Below are 12595 nucleotides of genomic sequence, written 5' to 3' on the forward strand. Positions count from 1 at the left end.
GGCGATCCCTTCACGACAACTTTCACGGTGAGTGATGGTGAGCAAATCTCTCTGATCGCAAAGGTTCGGCCAGGCACGCTCGTCCGTCAAGGCGCTAATACGAATTATCACGGGTGATATTTACTCGGGACGGTCCCGGCTCCGTGCTCTTGACAGGAGGGGGCGGTCACTTGCAAGATGACGGCCCAACCTCGCTAATGCGCATTATCACCAGAGGGGAAGCTACGGATCGTGACTGCTCCCGGTCGCCGACTCACCCAGCAGGACATCGCCCGCATCGCGGGGGTGAGCCAGACCACCGTGTCGCTGGTCCTCAACAACAGGACCGACGCCGAGGTACGCATCGCCCCGGAGACGCGTGAGCGGGTGCTGAGGGTGATCAGGGAGACCGGATACGTCGCCGACCCGGTCGCCCGGAGACTCGCCGAGCGGCGCAACCGCATCCTGGGCGTCTTCACCTACGAGGCGGTCTTCCCGACCGCGAGCGCCGACTTCTACCACCCCTTCCTGCTCGGCATCGAGGAGTGCGCCGAGGAGATGGGCTGCGACCTGCTGCTGTTCACCAGCGCCAGGGCCGCGGGGGAGCGGCGCCGGATCTTCAACGAGGACAGCCGGGTGCGGCTGGCCGACGGCTGCGTCCTCCTCGGGCGCACGGTCGACCGCGACGACCTGGCCCGGCTGCTGGCGGAGGGCATACCCTTCGTCTCCGTCGGCCGCCGCGACGACGCCGGTGCGCCGGTGCCGTACGTGGGCGCCGACTACCCGCCCGCGGTGCGCGCCCTGGTCGACCGGGCGGTGGGACTCGGCCATCGGCGGCTGGCCTACGTGGGTGCGGGGGCGGGCGCCGAGTCACCCGCCGACCGCATGCGCGGCTTCCGCGAGGCCGTGGCCGCGCTCGGAGCCGAGGGGGTACACGTCCAGGTCACCGACAGGACCCCCGGGGAACTGCTGGAGGAGCTGTCGGCGGCCCGGGTGACCGCGGCCTTCGTCGAGGAACCCGCCGACGCCGTGGCGATCACGCACGCGGCGCGCGAGCGGGGTCTGGCGATCCCCGGGGACCTGTCGATCCTCGCGCTGGGCGCCCCGACCAGGCCCGTCCAGGTCGACGTCGATCTCACCGGGTTCCGCATCCCGCGCCGCGAGATGGGGCGCAGGGCCGTCGAGTTGCTGGCGGAGCTGCTGGAGAGCGGCGGGGAGACACCGCAGGAACTGCTGGCCTGCGAGCTGGTCGAGGGATCCACGCTCGCACCGATTCCAAGCTGATCGAATAACGATGGGAGAGACCTCCGACGTGGTTGAGATATCGGCGGACGCGGTGGTCGTCGGCGGAGGGCTGGGCGGCGTCGCCGCCGCCCTGGCGCTGCTGCGAGCCGGGCGCACAGTGATCCTGACCGAGGAGTACGACTGGCTCGGCGGGCAGCTGACCAGCCAGGCGGTGCCGCCCGACGAGCACTCCTGGGTGGAGAGGTTCGGCGTGACGGCCTCCTACCGGGCGCTGCGCGAGGGCATCCGCCGCTACTACCGCGACCACTATCCGCTGACCGAGCGGTCGCGGGCCTGGCGGGAGCTGAACCCCGGAGCCGGACACGTGAGCCGGCTCTGTCACGAGCCGCGCGTCGCGGTCGCGGTGATCGAGGCCATGCTCGCGCCGTACCGGGGCTCGGGGCGGCTGCGCGTCCTGCAGCCGTATCGGCCGGTCGGCGCGGAGGTCGACGGTGACCGGGTGCGGGCGGTCCGTCTGGAGCACCGGGACGGGGGCGGGGAGGTCACCGCCGTCGCGCCGTACGTGCTGGACGCCACCGAGACGGGCGAGCTGCTGCCGCTGACCGGCACCGAGTACGTGACGGGGTTCGAGTCGCAGGGCGACACCGGCGAGCCGAGCGCGCCCGCCGAGGCCCAGCCGACGAACATGCAGGCGGTCTCGGTCTGTTTCGCGATCGACCACGTCGACGGTGACCACACCATCGACAGGCCCGGATCCTACGAGTTCTGGCGGAGCTACCAGCCCGGCTTCTGGGGTGACCGGCTGCTGTCCTGGCGCTGCCCGCACCCCAGGACCCTGGAGATCGTGGAACGCTCCTTCACCCCCAACCCCGACGACGATCCGCTGCTCGTCGAGGCCGACCAGCGGCTCAACCCCGGCGACGCGAACCTGTGGACCTTCCGCAGGATCGCCGCGCGGCGCAACTTCACGGACGGCGCCTACGCCAGCGACATCACCCTGGTCAACTGGCCGATGATCGACTACCTGGAGGGTCCGGTCATCGACGTTCCGGATGCCGACAGGCACCTGGCCGCGGCCCGCGAGCTCTCCCGCTCGGTGCTGTACTGGTTGCAGACCGAGGCGCCGCGCCCCGACGGAGGGACCGGGTTTCCCGGCCTGCGCCTGCGGGGCGACGTCACCGGCGGTGGCGACGACGGCCTGGCCCAGGCACCCTACATCCGCGAGTCGCGCCGCATCCGCGCCCTGTACACCGTGGCCGAGCAGGATCTGTCGCTCGCGGTGCGCGGAGACAAGGGCGCGGTGAGCTACGCCGACTCGGTCGGCGTGGGGATGTACCGCATCGATCTGCACCCCTCCACCGGGGGCGACAACTACATAGACGTGGCCAGCTCGCCGTTCGAGATCCCCCTCGGCGCGCTCGTCCCGCAGCGGATGACCAATCTGCTGCCCGCGTCCAAGAACATCGGCACCACACACATCACCAACGGGGCCTACCGGCTGCACCCGGTGGAGTGGAACGTCGGCGAGGCCGCCGGCGCCCTCGCCGCCTTCTGCCTGGACAACGCCACCACCCCGCACGCCGTACGCGGTGACGAGGGACTGCTCGCCGCCTTCCAGCGCCGACTCGCCCGCGACGGCGTCGAACTGCGCTGGCCGCAGGTGACCGGTTACTGACCGCGCACCCACCACGACCGTCGGGGGATTCCCAGCAAGGAGAACGGACCATGAGACCATTCGGAAAGCCCGCGGTCGTCGCGCTGGCGGCGCTGCTCACCCTGACGGCGTGCGGCGGGGCGAACGAGGCCACTCCCGCGGCGAAGGGCCCGCAACCGCTGCGCATGACGATCTGGACCTCGAACGAGGCGCATCTGAAGCTGTTCAACGAAATCGCCGCCGAATACCGGAAGACCCGTCCCGACATCGGCGAGATCACGTTCGACCCCATCCCCTTCGAGAACTACACCACCACCCTGACCACCCAGATCGCCGGCGGCAACGCCCCCGACCTGGCCTGGATCCTGGAGAACTCGGCGCCCGACTTCGTCTCCTCGGGCGCGCTGGCGCCGCTCGACGACACGCTGCGCAAGGCCGAGGGCTACGGTTTCGACGACCTCACCCCCTCGGCGGTCAAGCTCTGGCAGGCCGAGGGCAAGCTGTACGCCTACCCGTTCTCCACCTCGCCGTTCGGGGTGTTCGTCAACACCGACCTGCTCAAGAAGGCGGGCCAGAAGACCCCCGCTGAGATGATCGAGGAGGGTACGTGGACCTGGGAGAAGGTGGCGGCCCAGAACGCCGCGGTCGCCTCGAAGACCGGCAAGGCGGGCATGGTCGTCCGCGACTTCGACTACAAGAGCTGGGACAACCTCGCCTCTGTGTGGGGCGGCTGGGGCGCCCAGGCCTGGAGCGAGGACGGCAAAACCTGCGGGTTCGACAGCCCCGAGATGGTCGAGGCGATGACGTTCCTGCACAGGGCGGTCTTCACGGACAAGGCGTTCCCCGGTCCCGGCACCACGGCGGACTTCTTCGCGGGCGACGCGGCGATGACCATCACCCAGATCTCCCGCGCCTCTCTCCTGCAGGACGCGAAGTTCGGCTGGGACCTCGTCCCGCTGCCCGCGGGTCCCAAGGGTGAGTACTCGGTGATCGGCCAGGCGGGCCTGGGCGTCTTCAAGAAGTCCGCGAACGCCGCGGCGGCCGTCGACTTCCTGGCCTTCTTCACCAACCCCGCCAACTCCGCCAGGCTCGCCGCCTACTTCCCGCCGCCCCGGGCCTCCCAGCTCACCGCGGACACCCTGGCCAAGAGCAACCCGCTGCTCAAGCCCGAGCAACTCCAGCAGGTCGTGATCGGCGGCATCGAGAAGGGAGTGGTCAAGCCCAGCCACACCGGCCAGGCGGAGCTCTCGCAGGCCGTGCGGGCCGCGCTCGACCCGCTCTGGCAGCCCGGCGCCGACGTCAAGGCGGTGCTGGGCGGGGTGTGCGCCAAGATCCAGCCGATGCTGGGTGCGTGACGTGGCAGTCTCACACCCGAGGTTCGCGGTGACCGGCCGGGCCGACGTCCGGCCGGTCACCGGCGGGAACGCCACCGGGCGTACCGGGGGCACGGGGCGCGGCCGGTCCTTCTGGACCGTGCGCCGCCGCGACAACCTGGTCGGATACCTGCTCATCACCCCGCAACTCCTGGGCAGCGTGCTGTTCGTGCTCCTGCCGCTCGGGCTCGTGCTCTGGTACAGCCTGCACGAGTGGAACGTGCTGGCCGGCACCTTCGAGTTCGTCGGCGCGGAGAACTACGACCGGCTGCTCGCCGACGCCAACCTGCGCGAGGTGCTGGCCGGCACCGCGGTGTTCTCGGTCGGCCTGGTCGTCTTCAATCTCGCCCTGGCCCTGCTCCTGGCGATCCTGCTCAACCAGCGGCTGCGCGGGACCACGTTCTTCCGTACGGTCTTCTTCTCGCCCGTGGTGGTCTCGCTGGTCGCCTGGACGATCGTGTGGCAGTTCCTGCTGCAGGACGACGGCGGTGTCAACGGCCTGCTCGGCGCCGCCGGAGTCGACGGTCCGAACTGGCTGCGCGGCGAGGGCACGGCGATGCTGGCGGTGATCGTCGTTCAGGTCCTCAAGAACGTCGGACTCAACATGGTGCTCTTCCTGGCCGCCCTTCAGGGCGTGCCGGCCCAGCTCTACGAGGCCGCCGCGCTGGACGGCGCCGGGGCGTGGACCCGCTTCAGGCGGATCACCGTCCCCCTGATCAGCCCGACCATCCTGCTCACCTCGATCATCACCGTGGTGGGGTCGCTGCAGGTGTTCGCGCAGATCGCGGTGCTCACCCAGGGCGGCCCCGGCATGTCGACGACGGTCCTCATCTACTACCTGTACCAGCAGGCCTTCCAGTTCCATCACTTCGGATACGGCGCGACGCTGTCGGTCCTGCTGTTCGCGATCGTGGCACTGCTCACCGTCGTGCAGTGGCGGATGCGCAGGAAGTGGGTCATCAATGAGACATGAGATGCCGACGCGGCTGAAGACGCTCCTGTACGGCCTGCTGTGCCTGCTGTGCGTGCCGTTCGTCTTCCCGACCTGGTGGATGGTCACCTCGTCGTTCAAACCGGTCAGTGAGATCTTCGCCTTCCCGCCGAGGCTGCTTCCCGCGGACTGGGACGTCTCGGCCTACGGGCAGGTCTTCCGGCTGCAGCCCTTCGCGGGCCAGTATTTCAACAGCCTCTACATCGCCCTGGTCGTCACGGCGGGGACGATGGCGGTGGCGGCGATGGCCGGGTACGCCTTCGCGCGCATCCGCTTCCCCGGCCAGAACGTCCTCTTCGTCGTCGTGCTGCTCGGGCTGCTCATCCCGAGCGAGGTCACGATCGTCCCGCTGTTCCAGATGTTCCACGAGCTGGGGCTCACCGACACCCACTGGCCGCTGATCCTGGTGCCGATCCTCGGCGCGCCCAGCGTGCTGGCCACCTTCATCATGAGGCAGTTCTTCATCAGCCTCCCCGGCGAGTTGGAGGAGGCCGCCCGTGTCGACGGGCTCGGCAGGTTCGGCACCTTCTACCGGGTCGCGCTGCCGCTGGCCCGTCCCGCGCTCGGCGCTGTCGCGATCTTCACCTTCCTGCACAGCTGGAACCTCTATCTCGAACCCATCGTGTACCTCTCCTCGCCGGAGAGGTTCACCCTGCCGCAGGCACTGACCCAGTTCGTCGACGCCTACGGCGGGCCGATGTGGAACGTCCAGCTCGCCGCCGCCTCGATGACCGCGCTACCGGTGCTGGTGGTGTTCGTCCTCGCGCAGCGGCAGTTCATCGAGGGCCTGGCCCACACCGGCCTGAAGGGCTGACCTCGACGCGCGCGCGGGTCGGCCGTCCGTGAGGAGTCGGGCGGTGGCGTACGGCGTCTACCCGCCGGCGGCCCCCGCGCCGAGCCTGTCCCAGACGAGGTGGCCTCCCACCAGCACCGCCCGGACGGGCTCCGGGTCGGCGGGCGCGTCGGCGAGGCGAGTGCGCAGGACGACGAGGTCCGCGGGTGTGCCGCGACGGACGCGCCGGGCCGGACCGCCCGGATCGCCGGGCGGGGCGAGGTAGGCGTCGAGGGCCTGGGAGAAGGTGAGCCGCTCACCCGGACCGGCGACCCGCCCGGCCGGGGTGTGCCGCCGGATCGCCGCGCCGATGACGGCCCAGGGGTCGAGCGGGCCGTAGGGGGCGTCGCTGGACAGCGCGACGGGTACGCCCGCCCGGAAGAAGGTGGCACAGCGGTACAGGTCCTGGTGGTCCTGGGTGGGGAGGTCCCGCAGGAAGTCGTCGCCCCGGTGCGCGAGGAAGCCGGGTTGGGTGACGACGCGCAGGCCGAGGCGGGCCATCTCCGGGGCGAGTTCGGCCGGTACGAGCGCGGCGTGCTCGACCCGGTCACCGGGCAGGGAACCGGCGTCGTCCAGCGCGACCAGCAGCAGGACCAGCGCCTCGCGGGTGACGCAGTGCACGGCGACCGCGCGCCCGGCGGCGTGCGCGGCCCGGATCCGGCCGGTGAGCTCGTCGAGTGTGGGCAGCCCGGAATCGGCGATCACGATCTTGTATGGCCCGACGGCCGGGCACGGTGGCCCCACGGGGTCACCGTGCCCGGCCGGGGTGTCCAGCGGGGCGCCGAGCAGCTGGACGCGCTGGGGCAGCGCCCCGCCACGCATGGCCTCGGTGATCGCCGCGACGGCGCCGACGTCGAGATCGGGGGTGGCGTCGGTGACGGCGGTGATGCCGAAGCGGGTGAGGGCGGCGCCCACCGGGGCGAGATCGGGCGGTCCGGCGGGCGGCAGCCGGGAGCGCAGCCAGCCGTCGGCGCGCCAGAGCCGTCCGGTGGGCAAGCCGCGGTCGTCCCGCTCGACGCCAGGGTGGTCGGCCCCGGCCAGGCCGGTCGCGGCCATGGCCGCGGTGTTGAGGGTCCACAGCGCGCCGCTGCGATGCTGGACGCGGACCGGGCGGTCGGGACGGAGGCGGTCCAGCGCGGTGGCGTCGAGGTCGCCGGCGACCGTCTCCGCGTACCCGACGCCACGGATCCACCCGTGCTCGTCGGGGACGGCCGCGGCCAGTGCGGCGGCCAGCGCGGCGGGCCCGGTCACCTCGGGAGGGCCGCAACGCACCGAGGTGCCCCAGGCGGCGAGCGCGTGCAGGTGCAGGTGGTGGTCGCAGAGCCCGGGTAGCAGCGCGCCGCCCCGGCAGTCGTACCAGGCCTCTCCCGGCCGGCGGCCGAGGGCGGTGCCCACCTCGACGACGTGGCCGTCTTCGACGCGGACGTCGACCCCGGTGCGCCCGTCGAGTTCGGCGCCGCGCAGCAGCAGACCGGTCACCGGGACACGACGCCCAGCTCGCGCAGCACCTCGGCGGTGTGCTCCCCGCTCCGGGGCGCCCTCCCGGACACCACCCGCCGCAGCGGGACGGCGACGTCGACCGGGCCGGAGGAGGCGTCGACGACCCAGCCGCCGTTCCGCGACCGGGCGGCCACCGAGCTCGGGGGCGTTTCCGCGACGGGATCCAGCGTGGCGGCGACCACGTCGGACATGGAGACGTCCCACAGCGCGCCCGTGCCGTCCGGCGGCGCCGTCGCGGCGAGGACGGCGGCGGTCAGGCCGGTGAGCGGGTCGGCGATCGCGTCGCCGCAGAACAACGGGGTCCCGTCGGCGTCATGGGCGACCAGGCCGCTCGCCGCGGCGACGTCGTCACCGAATCCGACCCGGTCGCTCCCGCGCCCGTACGCGGTGATCGAGATCCAGACGGTGCCGGCGGCGACCGCGGCCTCGGCGTCGAGCCCGAAACCGGCCAGCGCGCGGGGCCTGGACGCCTCGATGACGATGTCGGCGGCGTCGACCAGGGCGGCCATGGCATGCCGCCCGGAGGGGGTGCGGGGGTCGAGCACGACCGAGCGGTGCCCGGCGTGCAGCAGCCGGTAGAACGCGGCGTTCCCGCCCCGGGCGCCGTCCGGCCGCCACGGGGTCTCCACCTTGACGACCCGGGCACCGGCCAGGCCGAGCAGGTGGGCGCAGAGCGGGCCCGCCCACAGCGCGCTGAAGTCCACGACCAGCAGACCGTCCGGCGGCCGGGGCGTCACCGGCGCGGGCGGGGTGAGCGGGGCGGGCGGAACGGCCCGGTGCCGGACCGGGCCTGCGGCGACGCCGAGGAGCGCCGCCCGCTCGGCGAGCTCGGCACCGGTGTGCTCGCGCAGCCAGCCGGTGACCGCCGGCCACGGGTCCTCGCCCACCTCCGCGCAGACCAGCGCTCCCAGTAACGCCGGGTCATCGGGGCGGGCGCAGGAGACCGCCGCCCAGCCGTCGGCGGTGCGCAGCAGCCGGCACGCGCCTCCGGCCGACACGGCTCCACCTCGCCGGTGGCCGGTGAAGGCGGCACGCTCCGACAGCAACCGGGCACCGTCCACCCGCACCCCGGTGAACTCGGTGAAGCGGCCGGCCAGCTCCCGCGCCACGGTGGCGGCACGGCCCGGTGGCATCAGCGGAGGGCCGCTCTCGCGGCCGGTCAGCGTGACGACGCCGCTGCGCGCCCAGTCGGCCGGCGGATCGGGGGTCATCACGCCCCCTGATCGGACAAGAGGGCTGTAGCGGGCATAAAACGACAATACACTTCCAGGCTATTAAAGATCATATTTTGTCCGCACGGGTCTGACGGAAGGCTTCGGTGACGGGCCCGCGGCGTGGTTCCGGCGCCGGCCCAGCGGACGGCTCCGCGGGCACGCCGCCGCCCGATCGGAACTGCCAGGTCAGGCTCGCGGGTCGACGTGGATCTTGGGGCCGGGGCCGGAGCCCGCGGGGCGGGAGCCGGCGAGAACCGCACCCACCTCCTCGAGACCGACGACGGCCGCCACGAGCGGCCGGGGATCCACCGAGCCCGAGGCGTACTGCTCGATCGCCCCGGCCAGGCCGGGGGAGGCGCTCAGGATCCCGACGGCCGTGACATCCTTGAGCACCAGCGCGCGGGTGTCGACGGCGCTGAGCCTCGGCGCTATCCCTATGTAGACCACTCGCTTGCCCGGCTCCACCAGGTCGACGGCCAGGGCGGGCAGGCCGGGAGCGTTGGAGGCGTCGATGACCGCGTCGAACGGGAGTCGGGGAAGCCTGTCGGAGGTCCACGCCCCGTGCACGCCGAGACCTCGGGCGAACTCCAGTGACGGCTCCGACAGGCCCATGATGTGGACCTCCGCGCCGCGCGCCAGGGCGAACCGGGCGGCGAGCAGGCCGATCGTCCCCGGCCCCAGCACCAGCAGCCGGTCACCCGGTGCGAGGGCCGCGGCCTCGACGGCCCGCAGCGCGTTGCCGCCGGGCTCGACCATGGCCCCGGCCACCGCGTCGACCGCGTCCGGCAGCGCGTGCAGCGCCGTGACCGGCACCGGCAGCTGCTCGGCCAGAGCGCCGGGCCACCCGCCGCGGATGCCGATCTCGAAGCGGTCCTCGCACACGTGTTGCAGCCCGCCCAGGCAGCGGCGGCACCGTCCGCAGCCGAGCATGGTGTCACCGGTGACCCGGGTGCCGATCCAGCCGTCTTCGACGCCCTCGCCGACCGAGGAGACCCTCCCGCACCACTCGTGGCCGAGTCGGATGGGATAGCGGGCGTGATCCTCGTTGAGGTAGGCCATCTCCCCGCTGAAGAACTCCATGTCGGTGCCGCACACCCCGGCCCGCTCCACGTCGACGACGACCTGCCCGGGGCCGGGGGCCGGTGGCTCGACGTCCCACACGGAGAAGCGGCGAGGCCCGGTCACGACGAACGCTCTCACGGAGGAAACCTTATCTGCGCAGCGACATCCCCCACTTCGATGCCGACAGCCGCATGATCCTCGAAGCCCTCGGTTCGGGACTCACCGACGAATCGGCGGCCAAACGGCTCGGCGTCTCGCTACGCACCTATCGGCGGCGCGTGGCTGAGCTGATGGCCAAGCTCGAGGCCGACTCCCGCTTCCAGGCCGGGCTGCGGGCGGGCAGGCTGGGACTATCCCGCTAAGACCGTAGTGATCGCATCCCTTCAGCGGTCTGCACACCTGAGTACCTCGGGCCACGCAACCACCCGTCACGCCAACCCCCGAAGGACTTCCGGAGCCGACTACTTAGGTACGCAGGTGTCGGGGCAGGTAGGTTACCGCTCGCCGGACGGGGGTGAGAAACCGCTGGGATCGGCTGCTCCCGGGTCAGTGCTCGGTGCCGACGCTCAGCCCGGGTTCCGCGTCGACGTGGAATCTGTCTATCCCGGTGAGCTGCCGATATCGGGAGTAGGCGATCTCGTACGGCTCCCGTTCGCGGCCGGGTGGGAACGGCCGGGGCCGGAACGAGCGGCGGACCACCTCGCGCAGTTCGGTGAGGGAGCCGATGCGGCCGTCGGCCATGGCCTGGATGAGCAGGTTTCCCACGGCGGTCGCCTCCACGGGACCGGCCAGCACGGGCCGTCCGGCGAAGTCGGCGACGAGCCGGCACAGCGTCTCGCTGGAGGCCCCGGCTCCCACGAGGTGCACGGCCTCCACCCGCCGGTCGCTGAGGAACTCGGCCTGCTCCAGGGCCCAACGGTAGGAGCAGGCGAGACTCTCCAGGACGCAGCGCACCGTCTCCGCGCGGCCGGCGGGCGGCGCCTGCCCGGTCGAGTGGCAGTAGGCCGCGATCCTCGCCGGCATGTCGCCGGGTTCGAGAAACCACGGGTGGCCGGGGTCGATCAGCGGCCCGAAGGCGGGCGTGGCGGCGGCCTCGGCGACCAGGTCCGCGTACGAGGTGCGCACGCCCCAGGATCTGCGGCACTCCTGGAGCAGCAGCAGGCCGTTGAGGGCGCGGGTGAATCGCACGGTCCCCATGACGCCGCCCTCGTTGCTGAAGCCCGCGAGCCTGGCCGCCCGGCTCGTGACCGGGGCGTCGAGCTCCAGTCCCGCCAGCGAACGGGTGCCGCAGGAGACGTAGCCGACAGAGCCGGACGAGACGGGCAGCGCCACCGCGGCGGAGGCGGAGTCGTGGCCGGCCACCGCGACGACCACGACTCCACCCGGGCCGTCCCCGCCCTTCTCCCGCAGCGGCCCCGCGATCGTGCCCGGCTCGGTGAGCCGGTGGGCGAACAGGTGGCGGGGCAGGCCCAGGCGGGTGACAAGGCTGCTCGCCCAGCGGCCGGTCCTGACGTCCAGCAGCTGGCTGGTGCTCGCGATCGTCCGCTCGGTGACCATCTCACCGCTCAGCCAGAGGGTGAACAGGTCCGGCACCATCGCCAGGTGGTCGGCCGCCTCCAGAAGCGGCGATCCGGCGTGCGCCAGCAACTGGCAGGCCGTGGTGCCGGGCCCGGGGCGGATGCCGGTCAGCTCGTAGTGGTCCTGCCAGGAGACGAGGCCCGCCAGGCCGGAGGTGTAGGGATCGAGGTGGTGACGGGGGTTGGCCAGCAGCCGCCCGTCACGGTCGAGGAGGGCGAAGTCGCCGCCCCAGGCGTCCACGCCCACGCTGGTGACACGACCGCGGGCGGCGGCCAGCGCGATGCCTCCGCGCGTCTGTGCGAGCAGCCCGAGCACGTCCCAGTACAGGCCGTCGAGGACGCGGACCGGCCGGTTGGCGAAGCGGTGCACCTCCCGCACCGCGAGCCGTTCACCATCGAATTCGCCGGTCAGCACCCGGCCGCTCTCAGCTCCGAGATCCACGGCCACGTAGACGGGCACGGTCCAAGCGTAGCCGGAAAGCCCTTCCTGATATGGGTGATATGTCAGAGACGGCAGGTGAAACAGCTCATGGAGTCGTCTTCCTCCCCGAACCAGACGGCGAGCCAGATGGCTAACCAGACGGCGCCCCTGCTACCTGGTGGCCGGTCGCGGGTATCGGAACGCGTCCGCCCGCCGGGGGCCGTGATCACCCACACCTCCTGACCCGCGCTCGCGGGGTGGTCGGCACTGTCACGGAGGCCACGCGAGGTACCGAAATGCTTAAAACGTGGCAACAGATGGCGGCCAGATGCTCGGCGGCGGAGAGCGAGGGTCCTCGGAGACGCGGGGCCGGCCGGAACGCATGCCGTGTAACGCTAAGGAAACAGCGTGTTCATGTGCCATTGACACCCCCGGGAGCTTGGTTCTACTGTCCAGCTCAACTTGTTAAATCGTTTTTCAGCAGGAGCCTGCCTGCCGCCGACTTCCCGAGGAAGCGCTTATGTTCACTGTTTCGCGAAGGTCCGCCTCGGCCGCGGTCATGGCCGGTCTGCTCTCGCTCGGGCTCGCCGCCTGCGGCGGCGGCACCACCAAGGACTCGGCCGGTTCGGCGGCCCCGGCGGCCCCGGCGTCCTCGGCCCCGGCCAAGGCCGATCCGAACGCGCCGATCAAGGAAGGGCTGAAGATCGCGTTCCTGCCCAAGCAGATCAACAACCCCTACGAGACGAT

10 protein-coding genes and 1 pseudogene are annotated in these 12595 nt (G+C 71.9%); 7 read left to right on the forward strand and 4 right to left on the reverse strand.

The window, feature by feature from the left end; genetic code table 11:
* Window positions 1–231 precede the first annotated feature (231 nt).
* The 5 genes from ACWD3H_RS36115 to ACWD3H_RS36135 are packed head-to-tail and all read left to right on the forward strand — an operon-like array spanning window position 232 to window position 6056.
* Window positions 232–1263 carry a LacI family DNA-binding transcriptional regulator gene (locus tag ACWD3H_RS36115; protein WP_451958208.1) on the forward strand — a complete coding sequence of 344 codons (1032 nt, stop codon included), beginning with the start codon at window positions 232–234 and terminating at the stop codon, window positions 1261–1263.
* Between the two features lie 28 nt (window positions 1264–1291).
* Window positions 1292–2899: an FAD-dependent oxidoreductase gene (locus ACWD3H_RS36120; RefSeq protein ID WP_451958209.1), complete on the forward strand. Its 1608-nt coding sequence runs from the start codon at window positions 1292–1294 to the stop codon at window positions 2897–2899.
* A gap of 50 nt (window positions 2900–2949) precedes the next feature.
* A complete protein-coding gene (locus ACWD3H_RS36125) occupies window positions 2950–4233 on the forward strand; it encodes an ABC transporter substrate-binding protein (protein ID WP_451958210.1) in 1284 nt (427 codons plus the stop codon).
* A gap of 1 nt (window position 4234) precedes the next feature.
* A complete protein-coding gene (locus ACWD3H_RS36130) occupies window positions 4235–5224 on the forward strand; it encodes a carbohydrate ABC transporter permease (protein WP_355568622.1) in 990 nt (329 codons plus the stop codon).
* Between the two features lies 1 nt (window position 5225).
* Window positions 5226–6056 (forward strand): carbohydrate ABC transporter permease, encoded by an 831-nt coding sequence (locus tag ACWD3H_RS36135; RefSeq protein ID WP_355568619.1) that lies wholly within the window; start codon window positions 5226–5228, stop codon window positions 6054–6056.
* Between the two features lie 57 nt (window positions 6057–6113).
* On the opposite strand, the gene ACWD3H_RS36140 is transcribed toward ACWD3H_RS36135, so the two are convergent.
* From ACWD3H_RS36140 to ACWD3H_RS36150, 3 genes are all read right to left on the reverse strand, one after another.
* Entirely contained in the window at window positions 6114–7553 is a 1440-nt protein-coding gene (locus ACWD3H_RS36140) for an amidohydrolase family protein (protein ID WP_451958211.1), read from the reverse strand.
* Window positions 7550–8785, reverse strand: a complete 1236-nt coding sequence (locus tag ACWD3H_RS36145) for a CoA transferase (protein WP_451958212.1) — start codon at window positions 8783–8785, stop codon at window positions 7550–7552. Before ACWD3H_RS36145 ends, ACWD3H_RS36140 begins: the two co-directional genes overlap by 4 nt.
* Before the next feature lie 189 nt (window positions 8786–8974).
* Window positions 8975–9988, reverse strand: a complete 1014-nt coding sequence (locus tag ACWD3H_RS36150; protein WP_451958213.1) for a zinc-dependent alcohol dehydrogenase — start codon at window positions 9986–9988, stop codon at window positions 8975–8977.
* Window positions 9989–10041: 53 nt separating this feature from the next.
* Between ACWD3H_RS36150 and ACWD3H_RS36155 the strand changes: the two genes are divergently transcribed.
* A complete protein-coding gene (locus ACWD3H_RS36155; protein WP_451958214.1) occupies window positions 10042–10212 on the forward strand; it encodes a hypothetical protein in 171 nt (56 codons plus the stop codon).
* 184 nt (window positions 10213–10396) lie between these two features.
* Here the strand turns inward: ACWD3H_RS36155 and ACWD3H_RS36160 are convergent, their stop codons facing one another.
* Window positions 10397–11887 carry a rhamnulokinase gene (locus tag ACWD3H_RS36160; RefSeq protein ID WP_451958215.1) on the reverse strand — a complete coding sequence of 497 codons (1491 nt, stop codon included), beginning with the start codon at window positions 11885–11887 and terminating at the stop codon, window positions 10397–10399.
* Window positions 11888–12368: 481 nt separating this feature from the next.
* Here ACWD3H_RS36160 and ACWD3H_RS36165 point away from each other — a divergent pair.
* A pseudogene (locus tag ACWD3H_RS36165) lies at window positions 12369–12595 on the forward strand (hypothetical protein); the annotation flags it as partial.

It is taken from the genome of Streptosporangium sp. NPDC002607 (assembly GCF_053592655.1).

Excerpts from the sequence above, each read along its gene's own strand:
- ACWD3H_RS36125 (WP_451958210.1), top strand. The coding sequence starts at position 2,950 with ATGAGACCATTCGGAAAGCCCGCGGTCGTCGCGCTGGCGGCGCTGCTC.
- ACWD3H_RS36155 (WP_451958214.1), top strand. The coding sequence starts at position 10,042 with ATGATCCTCGAAGCCCTCGGTTCGGGACTCACCGACGAATCGGCGGCC.
- ACWD3H_RS36135 (WP_355568619.1), top strand. The coding sequence starts at position 5,226 with ATGCCGACGCGGCTGAAGACGCTCCTGTACGGCCTGCTGTGCCTGCTG.
- ACWD3H_RS36145 (WP_451958212.1), bottom strand. The coding sequence starts at position 8,785 with ATGACCCCCGATCCGCCGGCCGACTGGGCGCGCAGCGGCGTCGTCACG.